Here is a 19,905-nt window from a genome sequence, read left to right on the forward strand (position 1 = left end):
TACTCCATGACATTCCATATTGAGCTTGCAGTTGTTAAGCACATTATCGTTTCATGGAGAAAGTACAATGATTAATAAATCCAACCTACTCAAAATCAGCTCACTGCTGTTAGCGACGTCGATGGCGCCATTGGCTCAAGCTGTTCCCTGGTGCCATGGCGGTACCATAGTTCAAATCGCTGATGTTTCCTGGACTCAATCCCAGATTATGGCCAACTTTTCAGGTCCTATTCCCGGTGGTGTTGCCGACCCGGAATATTACACAGCGGCGACGGCCACCTTTAACTATGCCCAGACATTTGCCGGCGGCGGTGGAGGTTTCGGTGGATATAGTGTTCCGGGCTCAGGCCAGGTTCGGGTAAGACATTACGCTCCTTACACCTTTACCAACATGGTGGGCCCTGGTTATTACTACACCAGTCAGGGTATCAAGTTTAAGCTGGACAAGTGTTATACCATCCCACCTATGACGGCTCACCATGAACTGGAAGTTGCCCTGCCAGAGGATCCTGATGGTGGCGACATTAAAGTGACTCCTTTGGAGGGGCTGGAAGAGATGCCGCGCTACTGGCGCGAAACCCGCGAGCGTGAACAGAGGTAGCAATCTGTAAATATATATTGCTGCAATAGAAGGTATTTTTAGCCGATAACACTTAATCAAGGTGTCTGCGGGTGCTACAGTAATGACCACTGAATGCTCCCGGAGACACCTTTTTTATGCGTCGTTACCTGGTAATTGGCTTAACTCTATTGGCGAATATCTCAACAGCAACAGAAGCGGACACTGATGAGGTATGCGTTAATGACCACAGGTCAGTAACAAAATCCATTGAGACTTGTCGCCGGGTATTGGCCGATAAAAATTTGCCTTTGGACACAGAGGTTAATGCCAGCATTAATCTGATTGCCCTGTATACCCGTAATGGTGATTTTGAGCTTGCTAATCAGATGGATGCCCGTCTGAATAATCAGTTGGATAAAGAGCTGCTGACTCCTGAGCAGGCATTCAATTACCTCAGGCGCAGCGGGATTCTGGCCTATCGTCAGGGTGAATACGCGCAGTCACTCGGTCGGTTTCAAGCTGCAGAACGGATCGCTGAAGGTGAGCCACAACAGGCCCGGGTATTTAATGATCTGGGAACCGTTAATATGGCCATGGGGCAATTTTCCGATGCCCTGTCAGCCTTTCAATCCAGCCTGAAGATTAAACAGTCCCTGAACAACCCCATCAGTACCGCCGTCACATTTAACAATATTGGCACTGTTTATCTGAAGATGTCTGAGTGGTCCGAGGCTGAGTTGTACTTCAAAAAAGCAGCGGATATTTATCGTGATAACGATGCCAGCAGCCGACTTTCCCATACCAACGAAAATGTTGCTAAAGCGCTATTTAATCAGAGTAAATATCTGCAAGCGATCGATGTCCTTGAAGACAGTCTCAGTTACCACAGAGAGTCACAGGACAGGACTGCCATGTTGCGAGTGCTTATCCACTTATCGGAAATCTATTTGGCGCTGGGTGATCCTGAATCTGCCGAGGGGCATTTGAAGCTGGCATCGGTAATAGATACCGAGCTTGGACAGAATGCCCAGAGTATCCTGCTCAAGTTGGTTATGGGTAAGTTCCTCAGTAAGCAAGGCGAGTTTCAGCAAGCTGATGCGCTGCTGAATGCCGGGCTGGCCGCGGCCAAAACCGCAAGTGCTCCTGAAACCGTTAATGAATTTTATGATGCGCTGATAGCCAATGCAGAGGTGTATCATCGCTGGCAAACCAGTGCCGGGTACCTGAAAAGCAAGGCTCAGTTTGCATCCAGCCAATTTCAACAAACCTATGATGAAGCCCTGGCCAGAGTCAGAACTGAGTTTGAGTATGAGCAGCAGCAACAGGCGTACGAGATCCTCGCACAAAAGCACCAGATTAAAGCGCTGGAAGCCAACGACCGAAAGCATCAACTGATCTGGCTCACCGCATTTTCGTCTCTGGCGCTGATCTTATTGATGCTGATGATTCGTTACCAGCAACTTAAGCGTCGCACTGAAAAACAAGAACTTAACTCGCAGGTCGAGCTGCACCGAAGTCAGGTCAACGCTCTGGGTGTGTCGCTCGATTCGCTGCAAACAGCCATGAGTACACTGCATCAGGCGATGTTAGTTGCCGACAATCACGACAGAGTGATTTTTGCCAATCAATCATGCTGCGCCATGTTGGAGATGTCCTCTGAGCAACTGGATAGCCTTGAGCTGAACAACTTAATTACCACGGAAAATGAAAGCTTCTGGCTTAGTCTGTCATCGGATTCTGAATTGGACGAACTCAGGTTTCATGACATTAGGCTCAACACACCTGTGGGCGAAAAGCTGTGCCAGCTCGAGGTTTCCCATGTTGATGGTACAGGCTCGGTCACAGTGATCCGCTTTATGCAGGCCAATGATGATTCACTGCCCCATGCCACCGCCCTGCTCAGCGAAACAGAGTTTCATCAGCTGTTGGTCGACCTTATGGTCTATACCGTGGAGTCATGGGAGCAATCGACCCAACAAAGCCGTATAGAATTGGCGGAACAAAGTGGTATTTGGCGTGTTTCTATCGATGAAGGCAGACTCAGAACCCGCTCTCTGGACAGGTACCTGTCGATTCGAAGCCTGCCGAAAAAACCCAGATGGCGTGAGGTTCTTAGAACCGGCCACTATGTGCTGGCTGAGTGTGAACTGACAAAAGAAAGAAGAGAAGAGTTAGACGCCAAGCTGGAAAGAGTAAATCAACATCTCCACGCCAGGGCACTGCTATAGGAGATGATAAAAGGCAGCTCCGAACCCGCTGTGGCGGTGGGCGTTAACGGAGCTGCAAAAGACTATCGTTGATTAAACTTACTTCTTCCGCTCCAGTTGCTTGGTTTCACGGCGTTCAACGGGCATTTCACACAAGCCGCAGGCAAATACCACCCCCTGCTTCACGCTGTACAACTCGTGATGATTTGGGTCGCCATCTCTGAAGCTCGCTGGCTCATAAAAGATAGGTTTAACCGTACCGTCATCGCCTCTGCCTACCCTGTAAGCAAATTGGCTGCAAAGGTTGGAGGATGCACTGCGACCAACGCCATATTCGTCATCAAACTGACCACAGGTTTTGGTGCTGACACCGTCATCACCGCCAGGGCATACGCCATTCTCTTCTACATAGTTGGCGTACCGCTGGAGCTGATTGCCGTGCAGGGTAAATTTTCCCAGCAGAACAACTCTGCCACCTTCACACCATTCAGTATCAATTGGTTCTTCATGTGCCTGAGCGAGGCCGATGACCCCCACAAGACCCGCTGCGAACATCCATGCATTGCGCATAAGGTTACTCCCTTAATTTCAAGACCAAGTCTGACCCTAGAGAGTATTGCTGCACATTAGTATCATTTTTGCGGGTAAAAACAGGGAAAAGTTGAGCTATCCATTTGTTTTTAATTAGAAATAGGTGAATGACGTCAACTTATGATTCAGGATGATGAAAGCAAATTCAGAACTCACTTCCAATTACTTCAATCACAACAGTTGCTTAAGAATTTGGATCAGGAAAAATTTAACTTATCTTAACGTGCAATCCCATGGTTTGTTGCACTAGCATTAATTGTTTCATCCTAATTCCCACTTCAGGGAGGAATTGTGTCCACATACCATCTGCTCTGTCTGTTGGCCGCGGTCAGCATTTTTATCGCCTATTTCAATCAGAAATTCAGCAAAGTACAAAACACCATTGCCATTACTGCAGCCGCTTTAATGATTTCACTCGCTGTAGCTTTGGTTGGTCAGTTTGAACCCGCCCAACTTAAGATGATGGCAGGCGTGCTTCACAGTGACTTTGACTTCAGTGAATTCTTACTCAGCGGGATTCTGGGCTTTTTGCTGTTCGCCGGAGCTTTGGGGATCAAACTGAATAACATGAAGGACCAGAAGTGGGAAATTGCGGTGCTTGCTCTGGTCGCAACCCTAACCTCCACCTTTCTGGTGGGATTTGCCCTGTACGGGATTTGCAATCTGATCGGCGTTCCGCTGGATCTGGTGTATTGCCTTCTGTTTGGAGCACTGATCTCCCCCACAGATCCTATTGCCGTACTTGCCATTGTTAAAAAGCTTCATGCTCCCCAGCGGATTTCGACTCAGATTGAGGGAGAGTCTTTGTTCAATGATGGCTTTGGTCTGGTGATTTTCGTGACTATTTTTACCATCGCCTTCGGCACCGAAACGCCGACCATTGGTGGGGTTACTGAATTGTTTTTGGTTGAGGCGATTGGCGGTATTTTCTACGGCATTTTGCTTGGCGCCCTGTTCCACTGGCTAATCAAAGGCACTGACGATCCTTATATGGAACTGCTGCTGACTTTACTGGTGCCATCGGCTGGCTATGCCTTTGCCGAGGTCATTGGTGTGTCAGGCCCGCTGGCTATGGTGATGGCGGGTATTTTGATTGGCAATATCACCCGGGAACAGGGGTTAACAGATGCGTCCAAGGTTAACTTAAACCATTTCTGGGAACTGGTAGATGAGTTCCTCAACGGTATTCTGTTCCTGATGATAGGTTTGGCCATGTTGACCTTTGTGTTCCACTGGCAGGATTGGATCATGATGGCTATCGCAATCCCTCTGGTGTTGGCCTGCCGCTATATTAGTATCAAATTCTGTTATCTGGGGCTGGAGCGATTCAGGATCTATAACCCTATGTCTGTGAAAATTCTGACCTGGGGAGGTCTGCGTGGTGGACTGGCTCTGGCGATGGCAATGTCCGTTCCTGCGGGGGTTATGGTGATCCCCGACAAGCAGATTGATGTGCGGGAAATACTGCTGGTGATGACCTATGCAGTCGTGCTGTTCTCGATTCTGGTTCAGGGCTCAACCATTACTCCCATGATTGAAAAAGCCAAGCGGCTCGAATAGTCAGCCCGGCGGAAGATAAAAAGGCGACCCGATGGTCGCCTTTTGCTTTGTTCCTGAATCAAACGCTCATCCTGAGCATTTCAAATTGTGCTGTCGCTTAGAAGTCGAAGCGTACACCCAGAGACACTATGGTGTCGTCAAAGCTGTTGTACTGTGCCTGATCCGCGCACAATTGAGTTGCACAGGCAAAAGGTGATGAGCAAAATGTCAGCCGGTAGCGTTGCCGAGCTCACCTCTATGATGAACGCTGTCCATTAACCCTTTTAGACTTTGCACCCAGCTTTAAAAAATTATTGTATGAACATCCCCTGTAACTTCTGCTGGATTACTCCTGACGACCATAGCTCGCCTATACAAAATGAGCCCCAGCAAAATGAGAACCAGCAAAAACAGCAGTCCAGAGAGGTCAAAAAGCTGTATCAGGCCTATATGCCCTGGGCTAAACCAAAAGGCAGAGAAAAGCTAGCTATCGTCGCCATTAATGATCTGGACAACGAGGATACGGACCAGGCAGATAGCGATGACAAAAGGATAATTGCCGTGGTTCGCATTCGTCCAATCGGTGAGTTTGAGTTGGTAACAGGTATGCTGGTACATCCTGAGTATCGGGGACAGGGTATTGGCAATGATCTGCTTGAGTTCATTTCACCTGAACTCACCTCAGGGAAAAGCTTTCTGTATGCCCTGCCTCACCTTGAAAACTATTACTCCCGTGCAGGGTTTCAGCTGCAGGCGATCGACACAGTGCCCAATGATATCGGTCAGCTCTATCTTAAATACTCAAGCCAAAAGCCTTTGGTATTAATGGGCTGGAAGGGCCAGCTCACGACTCCCTGGTAAAGAGATAAAGCGATAAACAATAAAAAGCCCGCCATTGATATGACGGGCTTTGGTTATAGACCATCAGCAAAGAGTTTAAGGCTTGGCCAGGCCACCATATTGCTCAAACCACCAGAGGATATATTCAACCTTGGCCATCAGGTTGGATGGTCTGGCGGTGATACCATGACTGGCGCCCGGAATACGTACCATAGCAGTGTCCACCTTCTGCAGCTTAAGAGCCTGATACAGCTGCTCGGATTCGCCAATCGGTGTGCGGTAGTCATCTTCACCGGTCAGCAGCATAGTCGGGGTAGTGATATTTCCAGCAAGACTGATGGGTGAGCGCTTCATGTAGTGTTCGGTATTATCCCAGGGCATACCCGGGAACCAGTATTGGGTAAAGAAGGGATAAAAATCTGCCGTCAGCACAAAGCTATACCAGTTCATCACTGGCTTGGCGACAACCGCAGCAGCAAATCTGTCTGTATTGCCAACTATCCAGGTTGTCAGGGTGCCGCCACCCGAGCCACCAGTGACGTAAAGCTTCTCTTCGTCGATAAAGCCGCGCTTAATCACTTCATCCACACCGGACATCAAATCATCGTAATCCTGGCTTGGATAGTTGTGCATTATGGTCTGGGCAAACTCCTTACCATAGGAGGAGCTGCCTCTTGGGTTCATATAGAGCACCACATAACCGCGGGCGGCAAACAGTTGAAGCTCCATTGAGAACTGAGGACCATAGGCAGCAGTAGGACCACCGTGGATTTCAAGCAGTAAAGGATACTTCTTACTCTTGTCGAAGCCTGGTGGATACATGATCCAACCCTGCACGTTCAGACCGTCATAACTGGATTTCACCCAGAACTCTTCCACCTTTGCGGTGTCTTTGCCATCGGTAAAGTCAGCATTGAAATCGGTCAATACGTCATATTTACCTGCCTTACGACCGGATACAGAGGTGACAGCTAACTCGGCCGGTCTTTGGGTATCTGACAGGGTAAAGGCCATCTTGCCATTATCTGAGATATCAAAGTCACCAGAGGTGTAAGGTCTGCCCAGGCTGGTTCCGCCAATCATATCTGTGACTTCTGTGCGATTACGTGGGCGCTTACCTTTCACAGACACTTTATCAAGGCGGGTTTTGCCCTGATCGTCATAGCTGATATACAGGGCATCTGAATCGCCGTCCCACTGGAACGTAGATACCGAACGGTCGAGATCTGCTGTCAGTGATTTCACCTCGCCTGACTTCAGATTCTTAAGATAAAGCTGGTGGTTCTCGTAATTTGTACCTTTGTCGTCATAGCCTGTGTAAGCAAGCCACTTACCGTCGGGTGAAACCCTTGGCTGACTGTCAGGACCATTTCTGTCGGTTATCGCTTCTATCGCCTTTGAGGTCATATCCAGGCGATAGATTTCTGCGTTCAGCGGCTGATATTCAGCGTCGTCAAACCGGGAAGCGGCAAAGTACAGTGTGTTACCGTCGGGTGTGAATGACAGCGTGCCACCATGATTATAGGGGCCATCCGTTAACTGGCGGGCATGGCCGCCGTCGGCAGCCAGGGTAAACAGTTGGGTATTGCCCGGCTTACGGTAACCGCTGCCATCCAGACGGTAAATGGTATCTTCGATAAATATGGCGTCATCAGCCCAGGTGGCGCCTTTGGGTTTGCCAGAAAGAGACACTGGACGTTTTGGTGCAGCCGGAACAAACATGGAGAACACCAGCGACTTGCCATCCGGGGCCCAGATCAGCCCAGAGGGTGATGAAGTGAGACTGGAGATCTTGACCAATTCACCTGACTTAAGCCACTTAATGTAGATTTGAGGACTGCCACTCCGATTTGAAATAAATGCCAGACGGGTTTCATCCGGTGACAGCACAGGCGACCAATCGTAATGCTCTCCTGTCGTGACAGGAAGAAGGTCATCGCCGTCACTGCTTATTTTCCAGATATTGCCTGTCTTGCTGTCTTTAAACTTGTCCATCTGCTGACGCACAAAGTAGACGGTATCGCCATCGGCAGTAATATCCGGACTGGAGACATACTCAAGGTTAAAAACGTCTGTGGCACTCAGAGGCTGATGATTATCAGCCATCGCTGCAGGAGTCAGCCCCAGACTCAGACTCAGCGCCAGACTGAGCGATAGTTTAGAGGCAATCAGGCCAGGTGCTTTTATTATTGAGAGTTTTGAGCTTGGCTTTTTCATTTTCATCCCTGTCATCATTAACATGGATGCAGCATGCTAAAAGCAAGCGCTTAACTCAAGATGAAAGCCTGAATTGCATTCAATATCAGCAATGAAAAAAGTAACAAAGTGTTGGAAGAGGATTCAGCTATCCACTTGTCACCGGAAAACCTGAGTTTAAAGCTGCCAACAAGGCTTGTTATGAAGGTTAAGCGAGTCGTCTGCATGACGCCCTGACGCTATTTGCTGAGCGCCTGGCCGAGCGGCCCGAAATATCCCTGCAGAGCTAAATGGATCTCCTGCCTGTGGGCATGGTCCGGATAAACGGGCATGACATCCGGCTTGGTGGTACCTGATACCAGATAAGGGTTGTCTATCTCAGTGCAGGACTCCACCACAGCCTCAAAGGCGCGCGCCATCATCTCGGTCGGCAAAGAGAAGTAATGGGCACCTGCGGCCTTGTCAGCCTTTACACTCCGGGCAACATAATCATGCTTATCCAGACCGTCATGACTCAATAGTGCAGCATTGAATACTGAAAACAATCGGTCGTTCAAGGGATGTGGCAGGGGCAACTCATCTTTAAGCCAGCAATCACTGGCAAACAGAATGCGTTTACGGGGACCAAAAGCATCACCAATATCAAATGCCTTGTCAGCAATGTAATGGTCAAACGCATGCCAGAACTCATGGGCCAGCGCCCCTGCCCCGGCATTTTTAGCCAGCGCCAACTCCCTTTGGTTGGGGGCATAGTGAGCCTGCACGCCTTTACGGCCACCACTGCCGAAGGCCAGGCTTAAACTGCCGCGAAGGCCAATCGCCTCAGGGGGTAATGCCAGAATGTAAGCAAGGTCTGCCAGGGAATCGAAAATCAGATTGGCCGCCAGATCCTTCTCTTCCCGGGTGACCCAGCTGCCGACACGAATGTTCCCCATACCAAAGGTTTGCTTGATATCCATAAACGACATCTGCTCGCCATGTCGATAGTCAGGGCCTTTACGGGTTTTGTATTTAAAACTGGTTAACTTCAAGGCTGTTCCTTTGAGTTCATCTTTGAGTTCATCTTTGGGTTCAATCTATATGGATGAGGCTCGTTGTTCTGCCGGCAATAAAAAGGCCTCCCGAGGGAGGCCTTGATGCTACTGACTGGGCTGCGGTTTGTCTATCAGGACAAAGCAGAACCAGGAAGGATTAACCAGCGGCTTTCAGCTCAGGCTGAGGCGTGATCAGATTCAGGTCGAAATCGAACTCATCAACCCTGATTGCGCGCTCACGTTTCACATTATATGCATGTAGCTGCTTGGCTTCGCTTGCATTGACTACACCAGCTGCCAGCGCGTTATCTATGGTTTCACCGAAGCGAACACCAGCGCGAACCTCTTTCTTGCGCAACGCTTTCTTCAGGCGGGCCAGCAGATCCAGACACTCAATCTTGGCCAGATAGGCTTTTTCATTGATGTCGTTACCGTCTCCTGCTACCGGACGGATCAGATGAGTGAGCTGCTTCTTGAACGCAGTATTCATCTGCGCCGCCTCTGCCAGTTCACGTACCAGATCATCTGAAATCTTTGGCATACGCTTACCGTAAGTGATGGTCAGCAGGCGCATCGCCTGGCGGGTTGGAGCGGACGGGAAGTTATCCAGGAAGTCATGGATAGCATTCTCTGCCTGCTGCAGCGACCAACGGGTAGCGTAATGGAAGTAAGGTTCAGCATCCTTACGGGCCGCTTCAGATACCTTGGTCTCGAAGTAACGAATCGACGCCATGGCAGCATAAAGGTAGCTCATCACATCGCCCAGACGGGCTGACAGCATTTCGGCTTGCTTAAGCTTGCCACCCAGTACCAGCAGCGAGAAGTCAGCATATACCGCAAGCTTTGAAGCCAGTTGCTGAACCGCTTTCTCGTAAGGTTGAACCTGTGGCAGTTTTGATTCTGCTCCTGCGGTAAATGGCAGCAATCCCAGGCGGAACGAACGCAGGCTGTTACCCACACTGTAACCCACGGTTTTCGCCAGAATGCTGTTAAAGGTTTTATCAGCATCCTTCTCTTCGCTGTGGATCGCTTCCACCATATTTTGCAGGTATGGATGACAGCGCATCACGCCCTGACCAAAGATCATCAGGTTACGGGTCAGGATGTTGGCCCCTTCAACCGTAATGGCAATGGGTTGGGCTACATAGCCAGAAGCCAGGGTATTTTGCGGGCCACACTGAATGGCTTTACCTGCCTGAATATCCATGGCGGAATCCAGCACATCACGGCCAAGCTCTGTCATATGGTATTTGGCGATAGCGGTTACTACAGATGGCTTTAGACCCAGGCCCAAACCTTCGGTAGTCAGTACGCGCATCGCTTCCTGCAGATAGGTTTTACCTGCGATATCTGCAAGCTTCTGCTGGATACCCTCAAACTTACCGATAGACAGGCCGAACTGCTCACGTACTGCCGCATATTCGGCAGAAGATTTAAAGGATGCCTGAGATACACTCACGCCCAATGCTGGCAGAGAGATACCACGACCGGCGCCAAGACAACTAACCAGCATCTGCCAGCCACGGCCTATGTTTTGCTGGCCGCCGATAATGAAATCCATTGGGATAAAGACGTTCTCACCACGGGTGGTACCGTTGTAGAAACGCACCCCCATAGGATCATGGCGATTGCCCAATTGGACACCGGGGTGAGATTTAGGGATCAGCGCACAGGTAATGCCCAGGTCATAGGTATCGCCCAGCAGACCATCGGGATCCTGCACTTTAAAGGCCAGACCAAGCACGGTAGCAATTGGTGCCAGCGTAATATAACGCTTGTCCCAGGTGACACTCAGACCCAGCACTTCTTCGCCGTTATATTCGCCCTTGGTCACCACACCGATATCCGGGATACCACCTGCATCACTACCCGCTTCCGGGCTGGTCAGGGCAAAACACGGAATATCCTGTCCACCTGCCAGGCGTGGCAGCCAAAAATCCTGCTGCTCTCGGGTACCGTAATGCATCAGCAGTTCACCGGGACCCAGTGAGTTAGGCACCATGACAGTCACCGCGACAGCGCTGCTCTTGGCAGAAATGGTCGCCACAATGGTGGAGTTGGCGTAAGGGCTGAACTGAAGACCGCCGTAAGACTTAGGGATAATCAGGGAAAAGAACTTATGTTTCTTGAGGAATTCAAGAATGGAATCAGGAATGTGTTTACTGTTCTGGATCTCGAAGTCATCGATCATTCCCAGCAGTTCCTGAACAGGACCATCGAGGAAAGCTTGCTCCTCAGCTGTCAATTTCGCATCGGGTACGGCGCGAAGGGAATAAAAATCAGGCTTACCCTGATAGATGGAACCTTCCAGCCATACATCACCTGCATCCAGCGCTTCCTGCTCTGTGGTGGAAATGCTGGGCAATATCTTCCTTAGTTGGGTTCGTAAACTCATATCCATTACTCATCTGACCAGAATACACATGTCTACATTACGTCACAAAATGCGATCGAGTTCAAACAATTTAAACAAACGTTTGAATAAATTTTTAAAATGACACAGGAAATACATCTTTATAGCACACCTATCACATTGTAATTTATATCGTTTAGCGAACTATCACCGCTTTGATTTACCGCAATAAAAAATCTTCAATTCGTCTACATCCAAAGCTTTTAGGTGGACAAAAAATAAGCGAACACTTGTAAGCTTAATAAAGTGTTGAGGTTAAGCTCTGATGATCCAGAGAACACAAGTACTCCCGCTGAAACCCTTGGTGGGCGCGGAGACAACAAGAGTGAAGAGTTTGAAAGTTAAGGACACGCAGAGTTTCCGGCAGACTTAACGGATGAACTTAGGGGGCAGCTACCTTGTCCCGCCAGTTTTAGGACTTCAACGCCCGGAACTTAGAATATGACGTCAAACCAGTTACAGATACACAGATTTGTACCTGATATTGCGGGCACTTCCAGAGAGATTATGCCCCGCCAGAATGGAGTCTCAATGGTTACTGCGACGTTCGCGCTATGGATGGATAGTTAACAGGGAAAACCGAGTGACATAAAAGATGAAACCAAGCTAGATGAATGGTTAATCACGATTTATGCAAAATCAAAAGTACCAACCCCGAGATTTTTCTAACCTTTATTCATTTCAGGTAATATCTATTCAATTCAAACAATTGGCTTCATCGAATTTTGACAGCATCGCAGACAATCTATTGCTTAGCTCTACAATTGACCGTTGTTATTCGAACAGCGCCATTATCCAGCCAGTAATGCTTGATATTGGCGTGGTATTGCCATCGAGGAGTGAGCTTGCGAGCCTGCCGTTCAAAGGACATAGGGACAGACAAATACAAAAAAGCCCGGGTTAACTCGGGCTTCAGGGAATATTGTCGATGGGCTATTGAGCAGGCTGCTCTGCAATAACAGGCGCCAGAGGGGGCTGAACTTCAGCTTCAACCATTTCACTGGTTTGGGTTAGCTTGCCACTGCAGTCGTAGGCGTTAGCCATCATGGTCACTGAGCCCAGGAAACCGAAAGGACGGAACAGATAGATGGTGTCAGCGCCCTTCTCGTGGGCTTTAATGCGCATTTCGTTTAGAGTGCCCCATACCATGTCGCGGTCGGCATGCAGCCAGTAATCGTAGAAATGTCCCTGAGAACCCAATACCGTGCCTTTGTGTTCACAACCACGCAATGCGTAGGTGTCATCCCACAGCACTTTTACTTTTTCAGATTCCATGGTTGGAAAAGTTACACAGGCAGACAAACTGGCAGCACCGGCCAGTACCAACAGGGTTTTTAGCAGTTTCATCACACACCCAAAGACAGTTAACAAGAGAACAAAATACAAAGGGCGGCGAGTGTATGCTCAGTGATGAAATAAGGGAATTGGCGTGGTGAAAAATTGAGATCCACGCCACGGGCATAGCGTTAAAAACAGGTGGGTCAGCAAGTTGTAGCGTTCACCGGAACGAAGCGAGTGTCAGCTGCGTACTTTAGATAGTATAAAGAGCAACAATACCGCTCCCACAGTTGCACTGATAATGGAGCCAATAATGCCGGTGGCAGCAAAGCCCAACAAGCCAAATACAAACCCACCAAGAATTGAACCAATGACTCCAATCAGAATATTAATCCAGAGTCCGAATCCAGCCCCTTTCATCAATTGACCGGCCAGCCAACCAGCAATACCACCAATAATCAGAAAAGTAATTAAGGAACTCAGCGTCATAGCACTGCCCTCTTTTGTAACCATAAGAAGCTCTTCAAAAGTTACGCAGTTAGCGGCGTGAGCTCAATCTCAATATTAAGTTTCCTCAGCAGACTGAACCATGCTTCTGATTTTATGCCGGTTTACCTAGATTAAACTGTGTTAACCCTATTGAAGTTCAAACTGGCTGAATAGACACTGGAAACTCAATGACGAACCTAAGCCAGACCAGCGTTTACTGCACCTACCAGCTCATCACTAGAGTAAGGGCACTGGCCATTTTCGAACCGAATCATGGCTTTGATGACTTTCGGATAATCGTCCTGAGACAAGGGTGTATTGGCACTTATCCCGGCCTGTCCCGCGACATACTGGATATAGCTCTCAGTGGGATTGTTATCCTCCCGAGGTGCCCAGCGTTCAACTATGCCCCGGATGGTATTGATCCCGTACTTTAAGCGGTAAGTATTCATTGTGCGGGCAGCGGCGCGAATGCCAAAAAACGCGGAGGAGAAAACCACAAACCGTCCATCTGTACCACAGGCGCCTTCCCAGTTGCAGCCTTTCTCAATGTTCAGTGGATTATGGTTGCGGATGCCTCTGGGAATGTCTTTTCGTCTGGAGTTGGAGCGAAACGACTTACTTCCGGTCTGTTTGCATTTCATGCTGCCCGGCAACCCGGCCAGGAGCTTACATTCAGTCCGCTTTGGCATTAGTTTTATAAGGTATTGGCGGCACTTTTTAATAATTTTGTACAAGATATCGTCACAGCAATAAGATAATCAGACTTATCAGTGACACTAGCGACGAAAACTTAAAACAGGCTTGAAAATTAAAGCCCATCAAGTGACCTAATCCACAAAAGGAGCTGTTTATGGCATTGAAACCCCTCGTCCTGAGTATTTTGTCAGGACTGGCATTAGCCGGCGCATCTGTTGGTACGGCAGATGCCTGTACCGGCATTACTTTGAGCACAGAGGCTCACGCCAATATTCACGCACGCACTATTGAGTGGGGGGAAAGCAATCTCAACAGCAAGCTGATCATTGCGCCAAGAAACTATGGTTATGCCTCTACCATGCCCAATGGTAAAACCGGGCTCAGTTGGGACAGCAAGTATGGCTTCGCCGGGATTTCAGTCTCAGATGACAGGTTTATTGCCGAAGGGATCAATGAGGCAGGACTTACCGCAGGCCTTTTCTATTTCAAAGGCTACGGCTCCCTGGAAAAGTTCGACCCGGCCCATACTGCCAACAACATTACCGATATGGATTTTGTGCGTTGGATGCTGAGTCAGTTTGATACAGTTGAACAGGTCAAGGCAGCCATTAAGCAGATTAAAATCGTACCTGTATACCTTGATGCCAAAGGTAATCCATCACCAACGGCACACTGGCGGGTAACGGATAAATCCGGTGCCAATATCGTTATCGAGATTGTGAATAACGGCGAGATCCACTTCTATGACAACCCTGTAGGTGTGCTGACCAACTCTCCGGATTTCCCCTGGCAGGTCACCAATCTGAATAACTACGTCAATCTGCAGCCCGGCACCTCTGCACCGGTTAACTTTGGGGAGTATCAAGCCAGGTCATTTGGAGTAGGTACAGCTTTTGCGGCTCTACCTGGCGATATCAGTCCTCCGGCCCGCTTCGTGCGAGCAGCCTTTTTCGTTGAGACAGCACCCGCGATGAAAACAAATAAAGACGCTGTTTCTCAGGCGTTTCATATTTTGAATAACTTTGATATTCCTATAGGGACTGAATTCAGCACTGAACATAAAGCCCATATCCCTGACCTGCCCTCTGCGACCCAGTGGACTTCAGTGATCGATCAGCAAAATCGGGTGCTCTACTACAAAACTATGTTCGACAGCGGAATTAAATCTTTTGATCTGAATTCCGCTGATCTGAATGGCGCCAAAGAGACCAAGCTGGCGCTGGACAATGGCAGCTTTACCACTCACAAGGTGACTCAGTAGTCTTTGCTGAAATTAAAAAGGCCCGAGCGGGCCTTTTTATTTCATATTTGTGGCTGGTTCAGGCACACCAATCATCCAATACCCTGTCGAATTCCGGGTACTGGTTATGGGCTCTTTCGATAATTGCTGACACTGTGCCTCTGTGGTCATGGGCGTAAGTTTGCGCGAAGCGGGCAAACTCAGGTTTACCCTGTCTTTCCAGTGTCGGATAGGCAATGGCCTCAAATGGTCCAATACCATTAGCCAATAACCAAACATAATCATAAAAGTTCGCTGCGATAAGCCCGGCTTCACCTTCTGAGCCAAAAAATACCACAGGTTGTTCCAGCACAGGTTGATCTGGATTTACCAGCCAAAATGCAGCATAACCACCTGAGCCGTCCTGTCCGAATATCAAGAATTGGTCGCCACTCAGGGTTTGATTACAGGTCCACAACTTAATCCATGCATCTGTTTGCCCCGAAGATACAAACTCCTCATAGGGTTCAAAGTCGATACCATCCTCATAATCGATAGCAATTTGATGCAGCATTTTGAGTTTTTCGGGAAAATGTCTGTCCATAAACAATACCTCTCCTGACCGTGTTTATGACCTGATTACCAGGCACCCTTATCTACCTTAAAAAACTTATCAAACCACTCATCGGCGTCGCTATTACCCAATATTGCTATTTTGTGTGCGAGATCTTCCCTAACGCCAAAATAAAGGCCACACATTTGTGTGGCCTTTGGTGATGTTTCTATATCAGTAGAAAAATTAGAAAGTGATACTGGTTGAGTCCTTAAGGCCTCTGTTATCTGTCACTTCCAGGGTTACGCCTGTAGCGTCACCTCTGTAAATGAATACGCGTCGGTTGATTACCTCTCCATCATCGAATGTCCAGCGATGGCTGACCACTCTACCGTCACTATCTTTACTTCTTGAGCGGAATAGATGGATCCTTCCAAAAAAGAAAGTTCGGTGTTGGATAATCGCCTCAGGTGGATGACTGACAACAATAGACGCCGTCGCTGCGGCACTATTGAGACGTGTATCAGATGCTACCACCTCAAACTGAATATTAGACGCAGTAGCCGGAGCGTTGAAAGTGATGCTGTTGTTGTCTTGGGTGTAACTCACCGCAGGACCACGAGTTTGGGTGAAAACGTACGTCAGTTCATCACCATCTTCATCACTTCCGATCGCAGTAAGTATGACCTCACCTTGTGTCGGTACCACCAAACTATCATTCTCAAATGCAACCATAGGACGGGTGTTATTGACAGTTACTTCAAAATCAGCAGGCTCGGAGCGATTACCCAGGGTATCAATTGCCACCACTGTACCTGTCATGGTCTCAGTAGATTGGTCAATCTCCATGCCAGGCGCGACTTTCAGGCTGCCATCATAATCAACGACCAGCACATCAGAATTGGCATCTGTCATCTCATAGTTAGCAATTGGGCTGGATACGGCGTCGTCGTCTACGCCATTGAAGCGAGCAACAACTTCACCCTCTCCGGTACCTTTATCGACACTGGCTTCGAGGTCATCCACACGAGGTGCTGAATTGGCGTCCGGAGACATATTGAAGGTCAGCGCCACACCACCCTGATCAGACAACATGACATAACCCAGCTCTGAGTAACTGGCGTCAAACAGACCGGTTTCTCCCTGAGCCAGTGAGCTGATTGGGTTACCGGCTTCATCGAACAGGTTCAGAGCTGTATCGTTTGGCTCCAGCGTAACAGTTGCGGTAATTTCATCACCTTCACCGGAAGCGCCAGCCAGGATCCAGCTGTCTTCCTCTACCCGGAATCGGATGTTCACTTCACTGCCTATATCGCTCTCACTCAGGCCCATATCACCGAAACAGGCAAAATTGCCTATGAAGTTATTGCCCGGGGTATGCAGTACTTCACGAATGAAACCTCTGGTTGCATTGGGATAGCCATGGACAAACATGCGGGCACGATTGTCACCTCGACGGAACCAACCATAGTTAATGGAGCCTATCTTGTAGTCCCAGGTACCATCCTGATCCAAATCGAAGTCCACATTGTGGCTACCCACCAATGGATGGATAATTGGGTCACGGAACACCATGGTGTTAACTATGGCATAGCCACCGCTACAACCGGCAAGCTCGATAACCTCCAGGCTACCACCCACCATATCGTGACGACGTTCATCTTCTACCGGATCTACGCCTGTCAGACTGGCAGCGTAGACATTGGTCAGATCTGTCGCACCAGTGTTGGTCACGCTGCGCACCGTCTCACCTTCAAATTGTGCGACACCAACACTGGCCTCAGCGTCTGCCTTGGGCAGCACATGGTAAATCAGCTTAAGTGCTTCCTCATCACCCTGCATAAAGCGAATGGCACCGTCATACTCTGACAGGGTCAATGCCTGAGTCTGACCAGCTACATCAGTATTGCCACTTCGCAGGCCCCAGGCCGGCAATGCAGATGGGTCAAGATGCATGGTGACATCAAACTCTGCTGTGGAACCCGCTCCCACCGTGATACTGGATGGCATATCCATAGCAACAGCGCCGGACGCGATATCGTCCGCATATCTCTGGTGAAGTTCCAGGTTAAAGGTGTGATCGTTTCCGGAGAAGTTCTTTAAGGTCACAGTCTTGGTCACACTTTGCATCTCAGTGCCTTTAACCAGACCAAACGCCAATGCCGCTTGCAGGGAGTCTGAATCCCATGCGATCACCTCTGACTCTACTGCTCTTTCAAGGTCAACCAAACCTGCACCTATGTAGGAAACCGGTGCCAAACCTGCATCAGGGTTCTGCGCTGGTGGCGCCAGGTAAACATCACTGTTGGCGGTGTTCATCAAGGTCGCTTTGACTTCGAAGGCATTACGGTCCGGGAAGGTTTCCCTGACAACAGACACTGCACCCGCGGTAATTGGTCCGGAGAAGGAGGTACCGCTGGCTGGCGTCAGACCATCACCCAGACCTGGGTGAGCCGTCAGAATGTTTACACCCGGGGCGGTGATTTCAGGCTTCAGCAGTCCGGCTACCGATGGCCCTCTGGAAGTGAAGCTGGCAATACCATCGGCCAGAACCACAGACTCAGATTCAATGCTGTAAACCGCATTGTTATTGTCCAGCGCCCCCTTAAACAGGTTGCCATCAGCCAATGAGATCATCACTGATGGGATAGTGACATCTGGATTGGAACCGCCCATTGCAAACGGAGGCGTATCCACATTGTTGGCAACGATAACAAAATCAGCGCCCTTGTTTTGGGCATTCAACACCTTGGTCGTGAAGTTACAGCCACCGCGATCCACCAACACTGCGTTGCCGGTAAAATCTATGTCATCACCGAATGCATCACAGGCGTCTGCATTATCGTTGGCGGTGGAATAGACAAGCGGCGAACCAGTAGAGTCAAAAGCAAACTCATTGGTGGTATTAAAACCGGCGCCAACTGCAACGAAAGGCGTACCATTCAGTTCTGACTCGATTTTGCCACCTTCGTTTACCGGGTGGGTCATCGCCCCGACTGACATGGCGTTTTTAGAGGTACTTGGACCACCGACAACAAATGGACGCGGACCATCATTACCTGCAGAGATCACCACATTGATGCCCTGCTCTACCATTTCGTTAATCAGCAGCTCAACTGCATCACCATCGTTGTCACCGAAGGCGCCACCCAGAGACATATTGACCACATCCACATGATCTGAAGTATCACCGTCTCCATTCGGGTCCATCGCGGCTTCGAGTGCATTGAACTGGGCCACACCCGGGCAACCGCCAGCACACACACTGTACACATAGAACTCAACATCTGGTGCAATGCCGGATACAGAGTGACTTACGTGGGTACCGTGGTTGGTAGTTGCATCTATGGGATTAGGGTCATCATTCATAAAGTCATAACCGCCTATGACTTTACCCTGTGGCCATGAAGGCGCTGTCGCTTGAGATGCCACTGCAGCCGCATAATCATCAGGATTGCCCGAACCACCCAGAGCTGAGTGGGTATAGTCGACACCTGTATCCAACACTGCCACTATCTGGCCTGCACCAGTAGCGCCACCAGCGTTGGCAACAGCCGTGGCACCGACGTAATCACGACTGGCCGCGACATGCAGCTGCCTGTCATAAACCGGCAGGATCTTTTTAATATCAGGATTCTTTTTCAGACGCATCACAGCCTTGTGGTCACCGGCAACAATCAGACCGTTAACCAGTTTTGAGGTCGAAGATAGTACTTGAATATCTTCCCCCATAGCCGCGATTTGAGATTTCATTTTTGCCTGGGACGCCATTACATCCTGCATGGCGGCCGCTGGGCTTGATACGCTTCTGGTTTTGAGTTGTTTACTGACGGATTCCTGATTCAACACCACCATCCAGGCTACGACGCCTTGATTTTCCTGCAGTAGGGTTTCTTCGGACTGAGTTGAATCCAGATATTGCTCCAATTGATACTTGTCGATGGTTGAAGCACCGACAAGCCCTGTCATCAGCGAAGCAGAAATTGCGATTGCAAGCTTGTTAAACATGCCAATTTCCTTATTTGATTTTAATAGTCTTATTAAATTCAGGAAAATCAAGCACTCTAATACCGCTTAACTTAGTACCACCTATTTTGGTTTTCCTAATATGGGTCTTCTAACTGTACTAACATGGTCTTGAACTTGCGCCCTTTTTGCAGGCGACAATCGTTATAGTCGCAACTGTTCAAATTTGATTCAATACTTATTCAATATATGTTTCAGGCTCAACCAAATATAGTAATTTTGACTGCAAGACCGATTAAATAACAAGTTTTAAATAAAC

At 48.9% G+C, this 19,905-nt stretch carries 14 protein-coding genes; 5 read left to right on the forward strand and 9 right to left on the reverse strand.

What is annotated here, in order from left to right; all coding sequences use genetic code 11:
- The first annotated feature begins 67 nt into the window (after positions 1-67).
- Both L2725_RS20200 and L2725_RS20205 read left to right on the forward strand, forming a co-directional pair.
- Positions 68-601, forward strand: coding sequence for a hypothetical protein (locus L2725_RS20200; RefSeq protein WP_249250627.1), 534 nt, complete (start codon positions 68-70; stop codon positions 599-601).
- A 116-nt stretch (positions 602-717) separates the two neighbouring features.
- On the forward strand, positions 718-2,790 hold the full coding sequence (locus L2725_RS20205; RefSeq protein WP_249250628.1) for a tetratricopeptide repeat protein: 2,073 nt from the start codon (positions 718-720) through the stop codon (positions 2,788-2,790).
- 78 nt (positions 2,791-2,868) lie between these two features.
- Here the strand turns inward: L2725_RS20205 and L2725_RS20210 are convergent, their stop codons facing one another.
- The gene (locus L2725_RS20210) at positions 2,869-3,339 is read right to left on the reverse strand and encodes a hypothetical protein (protein WP_249250630.1); all 471 of its coding nucleotides are present in this window, start codon (positions 3,337-3,339) and stop codon (positions 2,869-2,871) included.
- A gap of 312 nt (positions 3,340-3,651) precedes the next feature.
- Here L2725_RS20210 and L2725_RS20215 point away from each other — a divergent pair, with 312 nt between their 5' ends.
- Together L2725_RS20215 and L2725_RS20220 are read left to right on the forward strand one after the other, a co-directional pair.
- Positions 3,652-4,920, forward strand: coding sequence for a cation:proton antiporter (locus tag L2725_RS20215; protein WP_249250631.1), 1,269 nt, complete (start codon positions 3,652-3,654; stop codon positions 4,918-4,920).
- 297 nt (positions 4,921-5,217) lie between these two features.
- Positions 5,218-5,760, forward strand: a complete 543-nt coding sequence (locus L2725_RS20220; RefSeq protein ID WP_249250632.1) for a GNAT family N-acetyltransferase — start codon at positions 5,218-5,220, stop codon at positions 5,758-5,760.
- A gap of 75 nt (positions 5,761-5,835) precedes the next feature.
- On the opposite strand, the gene L2725_RS20225 is transcribed toward L2725_RS20220, so the two are convergent.
- The 6 genes from L2725_RS20225 to L2725_RS20250 form a co-directional block, all read right to left on the reverse strand.
- Positions 5,836-7,845 carry an alpha/beta hydrolase family protein gene (locus tag L2725_RS20225; protein WP_249250650.1) on the reverse strand — a complete coding sequence of 670 codons (2,010 nt, stop codon included), beginning with the start codon at positions 7,843-7,845 and terminating at the stop codon, positions 5,836-5,838.
- 329 nt (positions 7,846-8,174) lie between these two features.
- Complete coding sequence (locus L2725_RS20230; protein WP_249250633.1) at positions 8,175-8,966, reverse strand: CLCA_X family protein; 792 nt, start codon at positions 8,964-8,966, stop codon at positions 8,175-8,177.
- Between the two features lie 160 nt (positions 8,967-9,126).
- Complete coding sequence (locus L2725_RS20235) at positions 9,127-11,364, reverse strand: acyl-CoA dehydrogenase (RefSeq protein ID WP_248936192.1); 2,238 nt, start codon at positions 11,362-11,364, stop codon at positions 9,127-9,129.
- A 951-nt stretch (positions 11,365-12,315) separates the two neighbouring features.
- Positions 12,316-12,729 carry a DUF4156 domain-containing protein gene (locus L2725_RS20240; RefSeq protein ID WP_249250634.1) on the reverse strand — a complete coding sequence of 138 codons (414 nt, stop codon included), beginning with the start codon at positions 12,727-12,729 and terminating at the stop codon, positions 12,316-12,318.
- Positions 12,730-12,900: 171 nt separating this feature from the next.
- The gene (locus L2725_RS20245) at positions 12,901-13,173 is read right to left on the reverse strand and encodes a GlsB/YeaQ/YmgE family stress response membrane protein (protein ID WP_240317051.1); all 273 of its coding nucleotides are present in this window, start codon (positions 13,171-13,173) and stop codon (positions 12,901-12,903) included.
- A gap of 173 nt (positions 13,174-13,346) precedes the next feature.
- Entirely contained in the window at positions 13,347-13,793 is a 447-nt protein-coding gene (locus tag L2725_RS20250) for a virion protein (protein WP_249250635.1), read from the reverse strand.
- Positions 13,794-14,002: 209 nt separating this feature from the next.
- Between L2725_RS20250 and L2725_RS20255 the strand changes: the two genes are divergently transcribed.
- Positions 14,003-15,109 carry a linear amide C-N hydrolase gene (locus L2725_RS20255; protein ID WP_249250636.1) on the forward strand — a complete coding sequence of 369 codons (1,107 nt, stop codon included), beginning with the start codon at positions 14,003-14,005 and terminating at the stop codon, positions 15,107-15,109.
- Positions 15,110-15,167: 58 nt separating this feature from the next.
- Here L2725_RS20255 and L2725_RS20260 read toward each other — a convergent pair whose 3' ends face one another.
- Together L2725_RS20260 and L2725_RS20265 are read right to left on the reverse strand one after the other, a co-directional pair.
- On the reverse strand, positions 15,168-15,671 hold the full coding sequence (locus tag L2725_RS20260; RefSeq protein WP_115136809.1) for an SMI1/KNR4 family protein: 504 nt from the start codon (positions 15,669-15,671) through the stop codon (positions 15,168-15,170).
- A gap of 195 nt (positions 15,672-15,866) precedes the next feature.
- Complete coding sequence (locus L2725_RS20265; RefSeq protein ID WP_249250637.1) at positions 15,867-19,628, reverse strand: S8 family serine peptidase; 3,762 nt, start codon at positions 19,626-19,628, stop codon at positions 15,867-15,869.
- Positions 19,629-19,905: the final 277 nt, after the last annotated feature.

The sequence above is a fragment of the Shewanella corallii genome, from assembly GCF_023349125.1.
Lineage (GTDB): Bacteria > Pseudomonadota > Gammaproteobacteria > Enterobacterales > Shewanellaceae > Shewanella > Shewanella corallii.